A 17,545-nucleotide genomic window follows, 5' to 3' on the forward strand; every position below is an offset into this window, starting at 1 on the left:
ATTTTCCATGGACAGATCTGTCGCATCCGACGGGCAAGCCAATCGCCTTTCGCCCATCCAGCTGGTTCTGCTCTTCCTTATCGCGCTGTTTGCCTTTGCCCCCGGCATTGCCTCCCTGCCGCCGACCGACCGTGACGAGTCGCGCTTCATTCAGGCAAGCCGGCAGATGGTCGAAAGCGGCGATTATGTCGATATCCGCTTTCAGGAGGCCTCCCGCTATAAAAAGCCGATCGGCATTTACTGGCTGCATTCTGCCGCAGTCAGCCTGACCGGCCATGATGGCACTGCGCCGGTCTGGGTCTATCGCGTGATTTCCGTACTGGGGGCATCAATCGCCGTCATCGGCACGGCATGGTGTGGCGCGCGCCTGTTTGGCCAGACTGCCGGCTTTGCTGCCGGCCTTGGCATGGCTGCCATATTGATGCTGGGCTTTGAAGGGCGCATTGCCAAGACAGACGCAACACTTCTGGCAACCGTCGTGACGGCACAGACAAGCCTTGGTCTCATCTGGCTGCAAAGCCAGAAAAAGCACGCAACCAGCCTGGGGCTGGCGCTGGTTTTCTGGATCGCCCAGGGCATAGGTATTCTGATCAAGGGGCCGATCACACCGCTCATCAGCCTGCTGACCATTGCCATGCTTGGACTGATTTTCAGGCAGATCACCTGGCTGAAACGCCTGCGCCCACTCATCGGCGTCCTCATTGCCGCCGCCATTGTCCTGCCATGGCTCATCCTCATTTCCATCAAGAGCGGTGGTGCCTTCTGGCAGGAAGCCGTCGGCAAGGATCTCGTTGGCAAGATCGGCTCCGGCCAGGAATCGCATGGCGCGCCACCCGGCTATTATGTACTGATTTTTTCGCTGTTCATCTGGCCTTTCCCGCGTCTTGCCGTGCGCGGCGGCCTGCGCGTACTGGAAGCTTTCCGCAGCGATCCACGTCTTGGTTTCCTGTTTGCCTGGTATGTACCATGGGCGGTGATGATCGAGCTCATCCCGACCAAACTGCCGCAATATGCCCTGCCCGCCTATCCTGCCCTCATCCTCGCCATGGCATGGGCACTGCAATCCGGCCTTGCCAGCCAGCCCTTCACGCAAAGGTGGAAAATCTGGTTTGACCGGCTCACCCTTCTGGGACAGATCATCGGCACGCTTGCCCTGGTCGTCCTTGCCCTCATCCTGCCCTTCTGGCTGGAAGGACGCGTGTCACCTGCCGGTCTTGCTGCTGCCGTGCTTGTCATTGCCGCCGGGATTCTTGCCAGCGGCACGGTCTGGCGTGATCGTCTGCTACGCGCCTATTATGCGGCCGCCGCCTGCGCCATTGCCGCCTTTGCCCTGCTGATGGGCCTTGTCCTGCCATCGGTGCAAACCGTCTGGCCAAGCGTCACGATCGCCAGAACATGGCAAGCCTATCGCCCCTGTGCCGATGCAGGACGCCTGATCGCCGTCGGCTATGCCGAGCCAAGTCTGGTCGTGCTGACCGGGACAAACACACTTCTGACTGATGCAGGGAATGCTGCGAACGCGCTGAAGGCTGATCCGGCCTGTTCGCTGGTCGTTGTCGATGACCGCGACCAGCAGGCCTTCATCGATGCAATGGGCGAAAAAATTGAGCCGGTCACGACCATGACCGGCATCAACTATAGCAAGGGCAGGAAGATCAGCCTGACGCTTTATCGCGTCATGCCCTGATCATTTCAGGCTGCGACCAACGCCGCGATAGTCAAGGCCGGTACCTTCAAGGTCTTCGCCCTTGTAGACATTGCGCAGGTCAATCAGCACATTGCCGTTCATCAATGAAGCAAGCCGCTTCAGATCCAGCGCACGATAGGCGTTCCACTCGGTCAGAAGTGCCACGACACCCGCCCCCGTTGCCGCCTCATAGGCCGAATTGCACCAGACAACGCCGGGCAGTGCCGCCTTGGCTGCCTCCATGGCTTCCGGGTCATGCGCACGCACGGTCAGGCCTGCCTTCTGCACGGCTGGAACAATGTCGAGTGCCGGCGATTCACGAATATCATCCGTATTCGGCTTGAAGGCGATGCCAAGGATTGCAACCGTATCCGTGCTGCTTTCGCGCGCGGCACTGACGATGCGCTCGGCCATGGCCTGCTTTCGTGCTTCATTGACCTCGATCACCTGCTCGATCAAGGTCTGCCGTGCGCCATAGCGCTTGCCCGTTGCCGCAAAGGCACGCGTATCCTTTGGAAAGCATGAGCCGCCAAAACCGGGGCCTGCATGCAGGAATTTCGAGCCAATGCGCTTGTCCATGCCGATGGCGCGTGCCACTTCCTGTACATTGCCGCCGGTCTTTTCGCACAGATCAGCCACTTCATTGATGAAGGTCACCTTCATCGCAAGGAAGGCATTCGCGGCATATTTGATGAGCTCGGCATTTTCGAGCGTGGTGATGACAAGCGGCGTCTCACGCAGGTAAAGCGGGCGATAAACGCGCTGCATCGCAGCCTTGCCGCGTTCATCCTCAACGCCAACCACAACGCGGTCTGGCCGCAGGAAATCCTCAATCGCCGACCCCTCGCGCAGGAATTCCGGATTGGAAACCATCGAGAACGGCACCCCCGGACGCGCCGCGGCAATGCGGTCGCGAATGCGCGCATTGGTACCGACAACCACGGTCGACTTGATCACCACGACCGCACCCGGCTTCATGGCAGCGGCAATCTCATCGGCCGCCGCCTCGATATATTGCAGATCCGCCTCGCCATCGCCTCGGCGCGACGGCGTGCCAACGGCGATGAAGATCACATCCGCATCCGCAACACTTGCGGCAAGGTCTGTGGTGAATTCCAGCCTGCCATCACGGATATTGCGCGCCATCAACTCGTCCAGGCCAGGCTCATAGATCGTTGCCTTGCCTGCCTTCAGTCGATCGATGATGGAGGGATTCTTGTCAACACAGGTAACGTGGAAACCGAAATCTGCAAAGCAAACGCCCGAGACTAGCCCCACATAACCCGTGCCAATCATTGCAAGTTTCATAAGACAAAGCCCTTCAGTTCAAAGCCACTGGTCATAATCCGAAACCAGCAGGTGAAGCGGCGGCTCATTCTCATCAACCGTCGCGAATCGACCGACCGGGTCGCGGAAAATATTGTCTATCAGATCATCGTTAACGGTCGAAACCTCGCCGATCAAGACATCCGCGCCCTCGCCCCAGAAGGCGTGCCAATTGCCGGGCAGAAGCGTCACGCTTTCACCGGGCGACAGCTTCAGATGCCCGCCAGCCTTCAGCGTCACCTGTCGACCATCGCTGACGACCGTCACATTACCTGTCTCGTCAATGCTGCCATCCGGCAATGAGTTGAACAGTTCCAGCACAAGCGTGCCGCCGCCGCGATTGATGATGTCTTCCGCCTTGACGACATGGCGGTGCATGGGCGCAAGCTGGTTCTTGCGCGAGATCATGATCTTTTCGGCATAGAGCATGCCTGAGCCGCGCTCCAGATCGGCCGCATCCCCATTGCGCACGGTAAACAGGAACAGGCCCGTCTCGGCAAAATTGCCCTGGCCATAATCGGTGATATCCCAGCCGAGCCGCGCCTTGCGGATTGCCGCCGCATCTGTCGTCACGCGCTGTTTCAACTCTTCCGGCGTCCAATAGGCAAAAGGCGGCAGCACATAACCGAATGAGCGGATAAAGGCATCACTCTCACGAATGATCTCGTTGATTTCAGATCGTTTCATCGCGGCGCGTCTCCTCTCATGACCAAAATCATCAGTCTGCTCTGGTAACCGTCTTTGGCTGGCAAACGCAATCCCATGAACGCAATAATGCCGGTTTTCGTTGTACGCCATGCCGTATATGCACGTGTCGTGTTTATGCGTTGTCCATGTCGCAAGGCAAAATGCGTTTTTGCCAGATCAGTGCTTGAATCAGGAAAAGGGAAGCTGAATCAGGCACTACGCCATTGAATGGGAGACGCGGTCATGAATATTCGCGACGAGATGCTGGGTCTGTTATCCGCACATGATCCGAATTTCAGCCTTGAACAGAAATTTTATACAGATCCTGCATATTTCCAGCTCGATCTGGAAAACATCTTCTACCGCGACTGGCTTTTCGTCGGCCATGATTGCGAACTGCCATTGACCGGTTCCTATATGACGGTTCAGATCGGCGCCTATCCGGTTGTGATCGTGCGCGACAAGGAAGGCAGGATTCGCGCCTTCCACAATACCTGCCGCCATCGCGGCTCGCGCATCTGCACGCAAGACAAGGGCAAGGTCAACCGCCTCGTCTGCCCCTATCACCAATGGGGCTATGAGCTGGATGGCAGCCTGCGCATTGCCCGTCAGGTCGGGCCGGATTTCAAGCCGGCAGACTGGGGTCTGAAGCCGGTGCATTGCGAGACTGTCGCCGGTTACATCTATATCTGCGTGGCCGATGAGGCGCCCGATTTCAATGCCTTCCGCGCAACCGTCGAACCATATCTTGCCCCGCACAATATCAAGGACGCCAAGGTCGCCTTTGAAAGCACGATCATTGAAAAGGGCAACTGGAAGCTCGTCTGGGAAAACAACCGCGAATGCTATCATTGCGCCGGCAACCATCCGGAACTGTGCCGCACCTATCCGGAAGCCCCGACCGCAACCGGCGTGCAGGGGGTCGAGGAAGACCCGGAAATGATCGCATTGTGGGAAAATTGCGAGGCCATCGGCCTGAAAGCCCGTTTCCAGATGGCAAAGGATGGGCGCTATCGCATCACCCGTATTCCGCTGCTCAATGATGCGGTAAGTTACACCATGTCCGGCAAGGCAGCGGTGAAAAAGCCGCTCAGCGATGCCGTGGCGGGCGATACCAATATCGGCGCCATGCTGCTCTTCAACTATCCCACGACATGGAACCACCTGATGTCGGATCATGCGATTTCCTTCCGCGTCCTGCCGATCAGCGCCGAAGAAACCATGCTCACCACCAAATGGCTGGTGCACAAGGATGCCGTCGAAGGCGTTGATTATGATCTGGAGGAACTGACCTATGTCTGGTTGCAGACCAATGATCAGGATAGACGCATCGTGGAAGAAAACGCCCTTGGCATTCGCTCGCCTGCCTATGAGCCGGGGCCCTATTCCGTGCAGCATGAAGGCGGCGTAATGCAATTTGTCGAATGGTACACCAATACGATGATACCGCGCCTCGGAGGCAAGACACAGAATCTGAGCCGCGTTGCCTGACTGGCAGCATGATTGTTTGACCGCCGGAGCATTTCTCATGACGATCCATGAAAGATGCTCCGGCTTTTCCTGCTGTCTCCCGGGGACAGGCCCTTTGGCAGACAGGTCTCTGTCTGGTTCAGAGCGAACGATCAGGCCTTCTTGAGAAATTCGGCGCGCAGCACCAGCCCCTTGACCTGTTTGGTATTGCATTCAACTTCCGCCGGATTGCCGGTCAGGCGAATGCCCTTGACCAGCGTGCCACGTTTCAGGGTCGTGGACGTGCCCTTGACCTTCAGGTCCTTGATGAGGGTAACGGAATCCCCATCCTTCAGTTCAGTGCCATTGCTGTCGCGGGTAATTTCGTCGCTCATCCTTGCCCCTGTCTGGTGATAAATGAAATCCAATGGAGCATCCCGCAGATATGGGAACGCTCCAGGCTCCTGTTCTGATACATATGCTTTCCGGGAGCGCTGCCGCCCCGGCTGACACGGGCCTCGTATCACCTCACGGCACATTTGACCAGCCGGGGGCAGAATGCGTCTGCCGGATCAGTTCTGCAATTCGCCATCCGGCATAACGACATAGATCAGCACGGCAATGATGGTGATGAAAAAACGGAAAGCTGATTCAATGCCGTTCCATGTCTGCGACATCCACATGCCGAACCATTCACCACCAACGGACATGAAGCCGACCTGCCAGACGAGAAAACCGATGGTCAGGCCCACAATGCCCCATTGCTTGGCGCCGTTGAACTCTACCGCGCGCCCTGACACATGCTTCAGCATGGCAATAGCGCCGATCCAGCACAGGATTGCCGTAAGCGTTTCAGCCGCAATGATCAGGATATAGGCGGCATGATGCAGCACAGGATTATCAATGGCACGATATTTGATCGTCGCATCCGGGAAGATCGTATCCATCATCAGCACATGCTGCACGAAGGCGAAATTTGTGCCGTAATCGGTGATGTTCCCGAAAGACACCAATGTTGCAAAAAAGGCGATTGCCGCCACAAAGGCGGTCTTGCTTAAACGTGTCACCAGCATTGTATCTCCCCTACCATTGTCCATGATCCGGTTCCGGCTGCATCCCCGTACAGTCCAGCCCATCCCCCATCTCGGCCTGCCCTGCCCGGCAAGGCCGGCTCGGAAATGGATAATAAGCAGTTCCAGGAAAAGTGGAAACCGGTTTTCCGTCCGGATCTGCGTGACGACAACAGGTTGGAACAATTCAGGGGTTCCGTGAAAATCTGGATTGTTCACAAGGCTAACCGATCGGCCTTTTCTCGATGCCACTCCTGCAACATGACAAAAAGGGCGACCCTGGAGGGCCGCCCTCAGAATTGCGAGGCAGAACTGGCAAGATATCAGGTGTCCCTGATTGCATCCTGCCAATGCGGATTTTGCTTGTTGTAGCGCAGCGAGGCCATGAAGGAGATACCAATCAGGGCCGCACCAATCAGCCCGGTGATGACCTCCGGAATATGCACCAGCGTCTGCACATACATAATCACTGCCAGCACCAGAATGGCATAGAAGGCGCCATGTTCCAGATAGCGGTACTGACCCAGCGTCTTGCGTTCCACCAGCATCAATGTCAGCGCACGCACATAGAAGGCACCGATGCCAAGGCCGATGGCAATGACAAACAGGTTGGTGGTGAGTGCAAAGGCACCGATCACGCCATCAAACGAGAAGCTGGCATCGAGCACTTCCAGATAGATGAAGGCGCCGAGACCACCGCGGCGCACCATGTCGATCTGTTCCTGCGTGGCGTCGAGCACCTCGCCCAAGCCTTCCACCGCAAGAAAGGTCAGAAGACCAAACAGGGCGGCAATGACGAATGTATGGGCATGAGCTTCGTCGATCAGATAGGAGAACAGCAGGATCATCGCCACAGCAATGGCAATCTCCACGCCCTGGATGGAGGCAAATTTCGACATGCGCGCTTCAATCGCCCGGATCCAGTGCACGTCCTTTTCAACGTCGAAGAAATATTTCATCCCGACCATCAACAGGAAGCTACCACCAAAGGCAGCAATGCCGGTATGGGATTCGGCAATCACCCGCGCATATTCATTGGGCTGCCAGATGGCGAGCTTCAAGGCCGACCACGGATCCGTCCACATGGCAATGGCGACAATGGCAAGCGGGAAGATGATGCGCATGCCAAAGACGGCAATAATGATACCCCAGGTCAGGAAGCGGTGCTGCCATTTCGGCGACATGTCGTTGAGAATGCGTGCATTGACGATGGCATTATCGAAGGAAAGGGAAATTTCCAGCACACTGAGAACGCCACATATGATGAAGACGGAGACCATGCCACTCACTGTGCCTGTAGTGCCATAGCCGAGCCAAAGCGCTCCGATTAACCCCAGAATTGTAAAGACAAAGGGCCAGACAAAATAACGTAGCGTGCTCATTGAAAACCATAATTCAGCTTGTTTGGGTACAGGCAAGTTCACGAGCATGAGCACGAACGCTCGCGCAGCCTGACCTGCCGTTTCCGGCATGTAGGAATTTCGTTTTCTCCGGACAAGGAAGGGAGCGCAAAAAAGTCGCTGATTCTCAACCAATCGTTACAATCAAGGCCCGATCACCCCGTGATGGATATGCAATTTGCACAGAGGCAACACCTGTCTGCAAAACACATGCCGCAGGAAATCCAGTATTTATTTCAGCGTTTTCATCCCATATTGCTTTTGCTGGATATTATTTTGATCCATTATTGGCGCCAGCTTCCACGCGCTGACAGACCACGGGTAACAAAGTGAAGAAGAATCATATTTCTCGACGCACATCCATCAAGACAGATGTAATGCGAAACTGCCTGCTGGCAGGCATTCTTCTAGCCGTTGGCACAGTCGCCACCCATGCCGCCGATGCAGTCATCGCACCACAGCCTGAAATTCAGGATCAACAGCGCTGGCATGTCATTTTCAGCCCCTATATCTGGGCAGCCTCGCTGAACGGCACGGCCGGCCTTTATGGTTATTCCACCGATGTCGACATTCCCTTTCGCGACACGCTGAAGAATCTTGATCTGACAGCCATGGGCAATATCGAAATCACCAATGGTGTTTTCGGCGCCTATTTTGATGGCCAATATACCAAGACCTCACAGGATGAGAGCCTGCTGGGCCATAAGCTGGGCCTTGATGTGGAAGCGACAAATCTGATCGGCGGTGTTTATTATCGCCTTTATGAGCAGAAGCTCGAAGGCACCACCACCTTTGGCAAACAGCGTGTTTTCGCCATTGAGCCAACCATTGGCCTGCGCTGGACAAGGCTTGAGGCAAAACTCAGTTCTGGCCCATACAGCATCACCCGCAAGGCAGAATGGCTGGATCCTTTCATCGGATCGCGCTTCTTCTACGACATCAATGACCGCTGGAACATTTTTGCCGAGGCCGATATTGGCGGCTTTGGTGCCGGCACGCGGCTGAGCGCCAATGGTCAGGCCTATCTTGGCTATCGCACATTCCTGTTCGATGTGCCGACTACCCTGCGCGTTGGCTACCGTGTGTTGTATCAGGACTACAAGAACGACAATATTGCTTCCAGATTCAAATATGACGTCACCCAGCATGGGCCTGTCGTCGGTCTGTCCATGCAGTTCTAAAGCAGTTCCTAGAAAGGTGGGAACCGTTTTCCCGCCCGGAACCTTTCTAAAGGCCCCGCCGAAGCGGGGTCTGTTTCATGGGGCCGGTGTTTCTACGGGCTTTGGCGCCTTGTGCCTGGACACGGTATAGAGCATGGATGAATCAATCTTGCCCACGCCCTGATATGGATTGGCATGGATGGCCAGGATCCATAAGGAAACAGACGCCGTGATGGCATAGACAATCAGGGCACGCCGGCCAGACTTTTCGCGGTCGGCATGAATCAGGCCGATGACTATCGAGGTGAGAATGGTCAAAGCCATCACCAGATACCACTTATAGGTATCCACGGATGTCGTACCCGCCGCCAGACGCAGATTGCGTGCATCCTGCAATTCATCGAAATCCTGGACAAGCTGGCTGGCCAGGGCACCCGGCAAATCCTGGCGTGCCAACCGGAACACTTCGCGCCGTATGTCAACCAGGGCACGCTCGACCGATGCGGCCGGCATGACATTGCTCAGCCTGCCCCATTCATCCTCAATGACCGCCTGGCGATACAGCGTGACAGCCTTTTGCAGCTCAGGCGCGTCAAGAACACCCGGCGATGCCGTGGCCAGAAGCCGTGAAATGGCAGATCGTTCCTGACTGGTCGCCTTGTCCGCATCCGCATTGACTGTCCAGATATCGGCTGCGGCAAAACCGAGTGACAATGCCCAGGCGGTGGCAACAATGGACACGATGACCGCGATCGGTATGGAACTCGGATCACGTCTGGCTTCAGCACCCAAAAAATAAATCACCAGATAACCGGCCAGGAAAAACACCACGCCCAGGCCAGCGAAAGCCAGAAACGCCTCTCCAATCGTCAGTTCGAAAATATAATTCATGCCTTGCCCGCCCGATTGCATGCATTGAGATATTCAAGAAACCAGATGTCAAATATCTGATGAATGCGGCCATGCCTATACGCGATTCAGCAAGGCTCATTCCAGTCTTTCCGAAAATAGATCCTATTTTTGCAGGCACCGATCAAGCATCCGTTCCCGCAGCTGGAACGGCCACAGTTGAGTCCAGGGATGACTGGATGCAAGCCGGTTCTGAAATGTCTTGGCAGAAGACGGTAAAATCAATGCGCCGTCCCGCCCGCAAGCGCAGCAATTGCGTCAATCCCATCCTGAAGCGAGGGCTTGAACCCATCCGGCGCATAGACCGCCAGAAACCGCAGGCCTCGCAGGCTGCGCACCGCATCAAGTTCGAATGATCCTGCGTGCGTGACGGCCTGCTGCAGGATTTTCCTGCTGCGCTGCGGCGTTGCTGGATTATTGATCGCAACCTGCCAGTTCAGCACTGCCTGTGACAGTTGCAGGATCGCGCGGCTGGTTGCAAGCGCCTTCATGTCCTCAGCCGAAAGCTTGTGCGAAAAATGCATGAACCGCAAGACCCGATGGAAAAAGCGGGCTTCCCAAAGATCGCGCTCGGCAGCGGTTTTCGTCCGCTTTGTCAGGGCGGCCAGATCATTCAGCATCATGCGCAGCACATGTTGCCTGCGGCTTTCCACATTGGCCGGATAAACCAGCGCATACATGCCCCAGGCAAGTGCAGGCGCGCTGACAACCGCAAACGACAGATAGATCGACTGTTCGAGGTTCGGCACATAGGGCACATGCGGCTGCGACAACAGCAGAAACACCATGTGAAAATCCATCGCAGCAACGAAGGTCAGGCTGTGGCCGTTCAACAGCACGCCAGCCAGAATGAACGGCATCATCATCAAAAGCTGCTGCAACTCGCTCTGCGCATAGGGCCAGAGCAGGATATGGCAGGCAAGAGCGGCAAGTGCTGCCATGCATTGTCCGGCAAAGACATGACGGATGATCCAGACCGGATTTTCAAAACCGGAAAAGACGCTGATCATGACCGAAAGGCCAAGCAACACATAAGCGCCCGACGCCCAGCCGCTCACAATCCAGAGCAGGCCAACTGCAAGCAGCGCAAAGGCCGCCCGCAGCCCTGCTTGCCGCGCGCCGATCCAGTCGCAATGCACAGCAGTCAACACAGCGCCATGCCTGCCATTGCCCGCATCATTTTGCGCTTCGGCATTGTTCAGCGCATCAAGGACCGCAACGATGCGCCGGAACACCCGCCCCGCTTCATCGACCTCTTCCAGCCTGCGCAGAAGCTGTTGCGCAGTCTTTACATCACCACGGTGAAGCGCATCGGAAGCCGACAACAAAACCTGCCTATCCTTATCCCTGTAGACGGGCGCATGCAGCAATAAAGGCACTGTCGCCAGCAGCAGACGGCGGGTTGCACGCACCTTGCGCCTTCCGCGCAAGGAACCGGCGCCATGCTGCTCCAGCATTTCATCAATCATTGCCAGCCGGTTCAAAAGCGAATTTGCGGCCTTGTCATCAAGGCCTTGCTGGGCATGTTTGCGCAATATGTCGCCAAGCAATTGCAAGCCTGGCTCGCGCATGACCTGCGCGTCACCAGCCTTGGAAAGGCAATAGCCAATGAGCGTTGCCACCACAACACCGGTCAGCACCGTCGCCATGCGATCAGCGCCAAGATGCCAGACATTATCCGGCTGGCCGGTCGCCAGAAGCGAAACCATGGCGGCACTGTAGCCCGCCAGAACATAGCCATAGGCCGCAAGTCCGCGCTGAAGATTGCTGCTCCAGGTACAGAAGCCGACCCAAAGTGCAAGACCGACAACCAGAAGCAAGGGCGAGGCCTGCACCAGCACCATGCCAACCAGCGTGCCGCAGACCGTGCCGACAAAGCGGAACAGGGATTTTTCCAGTAATTGCCCGCGCATGGGCTGCGAGGCAGCCCAGACCGACATGCCCGCCCATTGCGGATGTTCAAGCCCCATTGCCCATGCAATGATCAGGGCAAGACAGCAGCCAATAGCCGTGCGCATGGAAAAGCTGAGACGCGGCCCATCAAAACCGCCCGTGAACCGTTTGAACCACGTGGCTGATTTGTCCGACCCACTGTTTTGCATTCCATATCCAGACGTTGATGTGCACGGCCCTTCTGATCGAGGGTGCCTTGCGCCGATACAGCATTCGTCTAGCGACTGGCCAATCAAATTTTAGACAGCAGCATTCTCCGTGCCGTTCAGGGCTCAATGTGGATCAGATGCGAAAGCGACTTGCGGAATGAACAGGGCGCGCCTTGATGCGCAATGGCCAGCTTTACAAGCTGATAAGACTGAACATTATTTATATGATTTTATTGGATAATTTTGGCCAATGGTGGGCCCGGAGGGACTCGAACCCCCAACCAAGCGGTTATGAGCCGCCGGCTCTAACCAATTGAGCTACAGGCCCCACACGTTCCACGTAGCCTATACAAAGCCATCGCACAAGCTGTCAATTGCATCGGCTGCCGTAAAGAATACATATTCCCCAGACAAGAATACCCAACAGGCGCATCTCAATATTAAAATCGCTGCTTAATTGCATGAAGCCGCATAAAATATTGGATGCAACTGACAGGACAGTGCAGAACAGCACAAAAATGACCGTAACTTATCTGGCTCGGCCTTTCGGCCATTGCCTCGGATGACAGGAGATCTCATGAAACGCCGCATGACCCAACTGCTAGCCGCTTCCCTGTCCGCAGTCGTGCTTGCAGGCGCATTTGCTGTTTCAGCCCATGCAGCTGAGGACACGATGTCGGCCAAACCAGGGCGCATTGCCGTAACCGGCGAAGGCAGCAATACCGCAGCTCCCGACATGGCCATTCTCAATCTCACCGTCCTGCGCGAAGCCAAGACCGCGCGTGAAGCCATGACGGCGAATAATGAGGCAATGGCGAAGGTTCTTGCCGCCATGAAGCAGGCTGGCATTGCAGAGCGCGACCTGCAGACCGGCGGCATCAATATTCAGCCGCGTTATGTCTATCCTGATGACAAGAACGGTCTGAAGGAACCAGAAATCGCAAGCTATTCCGTCAGCAACAGCCTGACCGTGCGTGTGCGCGATCTCGCAAAGGTGGGCGATATTCTGGATCAGTCGATCACGCTTGGCGTCAATCAGGGCGGCGATCTCACCTTTGTCAATGATGATCCGGCCGCCGTCATCAACGAGGCGCGCAAGCGCGCCGTCGCTGACGCCATCGCCAAGGCTCAGACCCTTGCCGAAGCTGCAGGCGTAAGCCTTGGCCGCGTTGTGGAAATCAGCGAACAGAGCTATGCACCACGTCCCATGCCGATTGCACGCGCGGAGTTCAAGTCGCTTGCCGCAGCCCCCGTCGATTCCGTGCCCGTTGCCGCCGGCGAAAACCGCTTCAATGTCAATGTGAACATGGTCTTTGAGATCAAGCCGTGATCTGATGCGACAAGGCCTGATACTGGTCATGCCGGCATCAGGCCACGGAATCAAGACGCCGATCCGGCTGGATCGGCGTCTTTTGTCAATCCGGTTGGGATCAGCGCAGAACCGGGCAGCCCGGAACATTGGCAAAGGCAATACGTGCCGGACGACCATGACGCATGCCACGCGCTTCCACAATGCGGCCACGATGCGCAATGCGCGCATTGCGGATACCCATGCGGCTTGCCTTCATACGCGCAGCCTGTACAGAGCAGGCCCGGCCGCGATGACCATGCCAATGGCCATGATGACGGCGATCACCGGGACGGTACTGCACATCGACAAGCAGTGCATTGTCCGTCTGGCTGACAGCAGGCAGGCTGGCAGGGGATGTGGCATTGGCAGAGGCTGCGGCACCAAAAACGGTGGCAAGACCAAGCGCGGCCGTGATCATGATCGACTTGAACGAAAGTGCAGACATCTCAAACCTCATTCCATTTGTTCATGAATTGCCCTGGCATGTTGTTTTATCGCAGCTCTAGGCGGAAAACCGGCTACCGCTTTTCCTGGAACTGCCCGCGGCATGCCCCGCTGACAATGCATACTTAAAACAGCAAACATGAACATAACCCAAACGCCCATTCAGCCAGCGTTCAGCTTATGGCGGGCACCCTGCCCCGGGATTATGGAAAAACAAAGATTTTCCAGTCAGTTGAACAAGATTTCCGTTCAGACCCGATAAAGATTAAATAAAATTCATATTGGAAAAAATACACAATTTCATGACGGCGCAATCATGTGATCAAGAAAATCATCGTCATTTTTCATGTCATGATCAAATGCCGTGACCTTGCCGCGCACGGAAATGCCGGCTTCATGAACCGTCTCGCGGGAACCTGACACCAGCGGATGCCACCAGTACAGCGTCGAGCCTTCCGCAATCAGCCGGTAGGCGCAGGTCTTTGGCAGCCAGTCGACCTCGTCAACAATGTCCGGCGTCAGCAAGACACAATCGGGCACGATTTTTTTGCGGTTGGGATAATCGCGGCATTGGCAGGAATGTGGATCAAGCAGCGTACAGGCAACGCTTGTCCAGTAGATCTCGTTGGTGTCCTCGTCCTGCAGCTTGTGCATGCAGCACTGGCCACAGCCATCGCACAGACTTTCCCATTCCGCACGGGTCATCTGTCGCAGCGTCTTGGCTTCCCAGAAAGGTTTCTCAGTCATGCACAAGCCTATAGCTGATATGGCATGGCAATTGCACGGACAAATCGCCGCCCTGGCGCAATATGCCGTTTCTGACACCAGACAAGAGGATCGCCCTTGGCCTGAACAAAGCAGCTCCAGGAAAAGCAGGAGCCGATTTCTGTCCAGAACTGTGGAGTAACAATATGTTAGAGCAATTCAGCCTTTCCGTGAAAATCTGAATTGCTCTAGAAACACTCATCATTGGCCTGCCTTGCGTCAATATCCGTAAACATTCCCTGCTTGATTTCAGGAGTTCCCGTGTCCAATTCTGACGCATCCCATCGTTGGAAACTCCCGGCGCGCTATGCAACCATCGTCATGCCGCTCATTCTGTCATTGATGATGACATTCATCGTATCACTGATTGCAACGGCGAAAAATATCGGCTTCAGCCATCCTGAACTGGGGGCCCGCTGGATGAGCGCCTGGGCCCTGTCATGGATGATTGCCTTTCCGGTGCTGCTGATCGTCCTGCCGATCGTGCGGCGCATCGTCGCCTGCATTTGCCATCCGCATTAAGCATGCCACATAACAAAACGCCGCGCGAAAGCTTGCGCGGCGTTCTCATCTGAAACCGGTCCTGATCAGCCAAACAGGCGATCACCCTGCTCGTCAACAAGCTGACGCCCCTTGCTGAGCGCGATTGCCGCGGCGTCCTCGATGCTCGGGCAACGGTCAGCGCGAATGAACCTGTGCTCCTTCACCTCGCCATTGATGGTCTTGCTGACCACGCCGCAAACCTGATATTGCCCGCCTTCCATATAAGGCGTGGCAATGATCAGAAAGCCCTTGTGCTCGGCGCGCACGGCTTCCTTGGCCTCGTCCGGCGATTTCGCGGCAGAGCCACCACCAAAAAGACGCTTCAGGAACGACATCGATCCTCTCCAATTAGCTGTCGAGGAACGAACGCAGCTTGCGCGAACGGCTCGGATGCTTGAGTTTACGCAGTGCCTTGGCCTCGATCTGGCGGATGCGTTCACGCGTGACCGAGAACTGCTGGCCGACTTCTTCCAGCGTGTGATCGGTGTTCATGCCGATGCCAAAGCGCATGCGCAGCACGCGTTCCTCACGCGGTGTGAGCGAGGCAAGAACACGGGTCGTCGTGTCGCGCAGGTTTGCCTGGATTGCCGCATCAATCGGCAGAAGCGCATTCTTGTCCTCGATGAAATCGCCCAGATGTGAATCTTCTTCATCACCAACCGGCGTTTCGAGCGAGATCGGCTCCTTGGCGATTTTCAGAACCTTGCGCACCTTTTCAAGCGGCATGGCGAGCTTTTCGGCCAGTTCTTCCGGCGTTGGTTCACGGCCGATTTCATGCAGCATCTGGCGCGAGGTGCGAACGATCTTGTTGATCGTTTCGATCATGTGCACCGGAATACGGATGGTGCGCGCCTGATCGGCAATCGAGCGGGTGATAGCCTGGCGGATCCACCACGTCGCATAGGTCGAGAACTTGTAGCCACGGCGATATTCGAACTTGTCGACCGCCTTCATCAGGCCGATATTGCCTTCCTGAATGAGGTCGAGGAACTGCAGGCCGCGATTGGTATATTTCTTGGCAATCGAGATGACGAGACGCAGGTTTGCCTCAACCATTTCCTTCTTGGCCAGCGTCGCCTCGCGTTCGCCCTTCTGCACCTGATTGACAATGCGGCGGAATTCGCCGATCGAAATCGCGGTTTCCTGCGCCAGATTCTGGATTTCGCCACGCAGGCGCTCAATGGCGCTTTCTTCCTTGGTGGCGAATTCCTTCCAGCCGCGCGTAGGCAGGGTCTTGATGCGTTCAACCCAGTTCGGATCCAGCTCGTTGCCCTGATATTCCTTCAGGAATTCCTCGCGGCGCACGCCATAGGATTCCGCCAGACGCAGAAGCTTGCCTTCATTCTGAACCAGACGCTTGTTGATGTCATAAAGCTGTTCGACCAGCTGTTCGATACGATTCTGATTAAGCGACAGCGACTTCACTGCCTTGATCAGTTCGTCCTTCAGCTCCTTGTAGCGGCGCTCCTGGCTGGAAGACAGCTCGCCCGTTGCAGCAAGACGGCCTTCCACCTGCTGATCCTGCAGCTTGCGCAGCTTCTTGTAGGTCTCGGCAATGTGATCGAGCGTTTCCATGACCTGTGGCCGCAGCTCCGCTTCCATGGCCGCCAGCGACAGGTTGGCGTCGTCATCATCCTCCTCATCATCCTCCATCGACATTTCGCCGCCGACATTGGTGATGTCATCATCATCGCGCGAACGGCGCGGAGCCTTTTCATCGCGCGGCTTTTCTTCTTCCACACGCTCGATGACCGGTGCCTGTTTGGCTTCCGGCCCGGCATAGGTGGTTTCCAGATCGATGATCTCGCGCAGCAGAATGTTGGATTCATTCAGCTGTTCGCGCCAGATAATGAGCGCCTGAAAGGTCAGCGGGCTTTCGCACAGGCCCGCAATCATGGTTTCACGACCAGCCTCGATGCGCTTGGCGATCGCAATTTCGCCTTCACGCGACAGAAGCTCGACCGAACCCATTTCACGCAGATACATGCGCACCGGATCGTCGGTACGGTCGGTCGGCTCACGCTTGGTCGTGGTCGCAAGGGCAGTGCCGGTGGTTTCGGCCAGCTCACCGCCCTCATGTTCCTCCTCGTCGTCCTCACGCTCGGCTTCTTCGTCGTCCTCAACGACATTGATGCCCATGTCCGACAACATCGCCATTGTGTCTTCGATCTGCTCGGAAGTCACTTCTTCGGAAGGAAGCACAGCGTTCAGTTCGTCCATCGTGACGTAACCGCGCTTCTTCGCTACCTTGATCATCTTCTTGACAGCATCGTCAGAAAGGTCGAGAAGCGGACCGTCAGCTGCACCTTCGCGCTCGACTTCGGCTTCTTCGTTTTCCTTAGCCTTCGTTGCCATATGTATGTCTCCAGGCGACCCCGGTCGCGTCCGTGATATAACCAATGCCATCAAACGGGCTTGCGAATCTGCAACCCGATCTTCATGACTGCGCTTAGCCGATGCTGCGTTAATAGCGAATTAACCTTGCCACCAGCTTCCGCCACATTTGTGCCCAATTTCAATCAACACCCGGATGCCGGATAATCCACGTCAGCGCATATCCGGAAAAGTCATGAAATCGGCCTCTTAATCGAGCTTGAACGGATGTCATTCCGTCAATCAAGCCTCACGTCAAGAGCGACTCACCTGATTCGC

16 protein-coding genes and 1 tRNA gene are annotated in these 17,545 nt (G+C 56.1%); 5 read left to right on the forward strand and 12 right to left on the reverse strand.

Annotation, left to right across the window (positions count from 1 at the left end):
- The first annotated feature begins 7 nt into the window (after positions 1 to 7).
- On the forward strand, positions 8 to 1,687 hold the full coding sequence (locus ACFO1V_RS03580) for an ArnT family glycosyltransferase (RefSeq protein WP_374833237.1): 1,680 nt from the start codon (positions 8 to 10) through the stop codon (positions 1,685 to 1,687).
- Here ACFO1V_RS03580 and ACFO1V_RS03585 read toward each other — a convergent pair whose 3' ends face one another.
- Complete coding sequence (locus ACFO1V_RS03585) at positions 1,688 to 2,995, reverse strand: UDP-glucose dehydrogenase family protein (RefSeq protein ID WP_374833235.1); 1,308 nt, start codon at positions 2,993 to 2,995, stop codon at positions 1,688 to 1,690.
- An 18-nt stretch (positions 2,996 to 3,013) separates the two neighbouring features.
- Positions 3,014 to 3,700 (reverse strand): D-lyxose/D-mannose family sugar isomerase, encoded by a 687-nt coding sequence (locus ACFO1V_RS03590; protein ID WP_374833233.1) that lies wholly within the window; start codon positions 3,698 to 3,700, stop codon positions 3,014 to 3,016.
- A gap of 243 nt (positions 3,701 to 3,943) precedes the next feature.
- On the opposite strand from ACFO1V_RS03590, the gene ACFO1V_RS03595 reads away from it, so the two are divergent.
- The gene (locus tag ACFO1V_RS03595; RefSeq protein WP_374833231.1) at positions 3,944 to 5,191 is read left to right on the forward strand and encodes an aromatic ring-hydroxylating oxygenase subunit alpha; all 1,248 of its coding nucleotides are present in this window, start codon (positions 3,944 to 3,946) and stop codon (positions 5,189 to 5,191) included.
- 131 nt (positions 5,192 to 5,322) lie between these two features.
- On the opposite strand, the gene ACFO1V_RS03600 is transcribed toward ACFO1V_RS03595, so the two are convergent.
- The 3 genes from ACFO1V_RS03600 to ACFO1V_RS03610 form a co-directional block, all read right to left on the reverse strand.
- On the reverse strand, positions 5,323 to 5,544 hold the full coding sequence (locus ACFO1V_RS03600; RefSeq protein WP_374833229.1) for an alkylphosphonate utilization protein: 222 nt from the start codon (positions 5,542 to 5,544) through the stop codon (positions 5,323 to 5,325).
- A gap of 177 nt (positions 5,545 to 5,721) precedes the next feature.
- Complete coding sequence (locus tag ACFO1V_RS03605; RefSeq protein WP_374833227.1) at positions 5,722 to 6,222, reverse strand: DUF2165 family protein; 501 nt, start codon at positions 6,220 to 6,222, stop codon at positions 5,722 to 5,724.
- A gap of 320 nt (positions 6,223 to 6,542) precedes the next feature.
- A complete protein-coding gene (locus tag ACFO1V_RS03610; protein ID WP_374833225.1) occupies positions 6,543 to 7,601 on the reverse strand; it encodes a DUF475 domain-containing protein in 1,059 nt (352 codons plus the stop codon).
- A 395-nt stretch (positions 7,602 to 7,996) separates the two neighbouring features.
- Between ACFO1V_RS03610 and ACFO1V_RS03615 the strand changes: the two genes are divergently transcribed.
- Complete coding sequence (locus ACFO1V_RS03615; RefSeq protein ID WP_374833223.1) at positions 7,997 to 8,800, forward strand: porin family protein; 804 nt, start codon at positions 7,997 to 7,999, stop codon at positions 8,798 to 8,800.
- A gap of 75 nt (positions 8,801 to 8,875) precedes the next feature.
- On the opposite strand, the gene ACFO1V_RS03620 is transcribed toward ACFO1V_RS03615, so the two are convergent.
- The 3 genes from ACFO1V_RS03620 to ACFO1V_RS03630 all read right to left on the reverse strand — a co-directional run bounded on the left by ACFO1V_RS03620 (position 8,876) and on the right by ACFO1V_RS03630 (position 12,118).
- Positions 8,876 to 9,670 carry a bestrophin-like domain gene (locus ACFO1V_RS03620; RefSeq protein WP_374833221.1) on the reverse strand — a complete coding sequence of 265 codons (795 nt, stop codon included), beginning with the start codon at positions 9,668 to 9,670 and terminating at the stop codon, positions 8,876 to 8,878.
- A gap of 239 nt (positions 9,671 to 9,909) precedes the next feature.
- Positions 9,910 to 11,790, reverse strand: coding sequence for an FUSC family protein (locus ACFO1V_RS03625; RefSeq protein ID WP_374833219.1), 1,881 nt, complete (start codon positions 11,788 to 11,790; stop codon positions 9,910 to 9,912).
- Between the two features lie 251 nt (positions 11,791 to 12,041).
- Positions 12,042 to 12,118: transfer RNA gene (locus ACFO1V_RS03630), tRNA-Ile, on the reverse strand.
- Positions 12,119 to 12,367: 249 nt separating this feature from the next.
- On the opposite strand from ACFO1V_RS03630, the gene ACFO1V_RS03635 reads away from it, so the two are divergent.
- Entirely contained in the window at positions 12,368 to 13,120 is a 753-nt protein-coding gene (locus ACFO1V_RS03635; RefSeq protein ID WP_374833217.1) for an SIMPL domain-containing protein, read from the forward strand.
- Between the two features lie 100 nt (positions 13,121 to 13,220).
- Here the strand turns inward: ACFO1V_RS03635 and ACFO1V_RS03640 are convergent, their stop codons facing one another.
- Together ACFO1V_RS03640 and ACFO1V_RS03645 are read right to left on the reverse strand one after the other, a co-directional pair.
- On the reverse strand, positions 13,221 to 13,586 hold the full coding sequence (locus ACFO1V_RS03640) for a DUF2613 family protein (RefSeq protein ID WP_374833215.1): 366 nt from the start codon (positions 13,584 to 13,586) through the stop codon (positions 13,221 to 13,223).
- Positions 13,587 to 13,885: 299 nt separating this feature from the next.
- Positions 13,886 to 14,332 carry a YcgN family cysteine cluster protein gene (locus tag ACFO1V_RS03645; protein ID WP_374833213.1) on the reverse strand — a complete coding sequence of 149 codons (447 nt, stop codon included), beginning with the start codon at positions 14,330 to 14,332 and terminating at the stop codon, positions 13,886 to 13,888.
- A gap of 279 nt (positions 14,333 to 14,611) precedes the next feature.
- Here ACFO1V_RS03645 and ACFO1V_RS03650 point away from each other — a divergent pair, with 279 nt between their 5' ends.
- Complete coding sequence (locus tag ACFO1V_RS03650; protein ID WP_465251723.1) at positions 14,612 to 14,872, forward strand: DUF2798 domain-containing protein; 261 nt, start codon at positions 14,612 to 14,614, stop codon at positions 14,870 to 14,872.
- 65 nt (positions 14,873 to 14,937) lie between these two features.
- Here ACFO1V_RS03650 and ACFO1V_RS03655 read toward each other — a convergent pair whose 3' ends face one another.
- Positions 14,938 to 15,228, reverse strand: a complete 291-nt coding sequence (locus ACFO1V_RS03655) for an HlyU family transcriptional regulator (RefSeq protein ID WP_374833211.1) — start codon at positions 15,226 to 15,228, stop codon at positions 14,938 to 14,940.
- Positions 15,229 to 15,241: 13 nt separating this feature from the next.
- Complete coding sequence (rpoD, locus tag ACFO1V_RS03660; RefSeq protein ID WP_374833209.1) at positions 15,242 to 17,248, reverse strand: RNA polymerase sigma factor RpoD; 2,007 nt, start codon at positions 17,246 to 17,248, stop codon at positions 15,242 to 15,244.
- Positions 17,249 to 17,545: the final 297 nt, after the last annotated feature.

It is taken from the genome of Daeguia caeni, assembly GCF_042653845.1.
GTDB classification, from domain to species: domain Bacteria; phylum Pseudomonadota; class Alphaproteobacteria; order Rhizobiales; family Rhizobiaceae; genus Brucella; species Brucella caeni.

Coding starts and splice junctions, on each gene's coding strand:
- ACFO1V_RS03600 (WP_374833229.1), bottom strand. CDS start 5,544: ATGAGCGACGAAATTACCCGCGACAGCAATGGCACTGAACTGAAGGAT.
- rpoD (WP_374833209.1), bottom strand. CDS start 17,248: ATGGCAACGAAGGCTAAGGAAAACGAAGAAGCCGAAGTCGAGCGCGAA.
- ACFO1V_RS03580 (WP_374833237.1), top strand. CDS start 8: ATGGACAGATCTGTCGCATCCGACGGGCAAGCCAATCGCCTTTCGCCC.
- ACFO1V_RS03645 (WP_374833213.1), bottom strand. CDS start 14,332: ATGACTGAGAAACCTTTCTGGGAAGCCAAGACGCTGCGACAGATGACC.
- ACFO1V_RS03605 (WP_374833227.1), bottom strand. CDS start 6,222: ATGCTGGTGACACGTTTAAGCAAGACCGCCTTTGTGGCGGCAATCGCC.
- ACFO1V_RS03640 (WP_374833215.1), bottom strand. CDS start 13,586: ATGTCTGCACTTTCGTTCAAGTCGATCATGATCACGGCCGCGCTTGGT.
- ACFO1V_RS03635 (WP_374833217.1), top strand. CDS start 12,368: ATGAAACGCCGCATGACCCAACTGCTAGCCGCTTCCCTGTCCGCAGTC.
- ACFO1V_RS03655 (WP_374833211.1), bottom strand. CDS start 15,228: ATGTCGTTCCTGAAGCGTCTTTTTGGTGGTGGCTCTGCCGCGAAATCG.
- ACFO1V_RS03585 (WP_374833235.1), bottom strand. CDS start 2,995: ATGAAACTTGCAATGATTGGCACGGGTTATGTGGGGCTAGTCTCGGGC.
- ACFO1V_RS03625 (WP_374833219.1), bottom strand. CDS start 11,790: ATGCAAAACAGTGGGTCGGACAAATCAGCCACGTGGTTCAAACGGTTC.
- ACFO1V_RS03590 (WP_374833233.1), bottom strand. CDS start 3,700: ATGAAACGATCTGAAATCAACGAGATCATTCGTGAGAGTGATGCCTTT.
- ACFO1V_RS03615 (WP_374833223.1), top strand. CDS start 7,997: ATGCGAAACTGCCTGCTGGCAGGCATTCTTCTAGCCGTTGGCACAGTC.
- ACFO1V_RS03620 (WP_374833221.1), bottom strand. CDS start 9,670: ATGAATTATATTTTCGAACTGACGATTGGAGAGGCGTTTCTGGCTTTC.
- ACFO1V_RS03610 (WP_374833225.1), bottom strand. CDS start 7,601: ATGAGCACGCTACGTTATTTTGTCTGGCCCTTTGTCTTTACAATTCTG.
- ACFO1V_RS03595 (WP_374833231.1), top strand. CDS start 3,944: ATGAATATTCGCGACGAGATGCTGGGTCTGTTATCCGCACATGATCCG.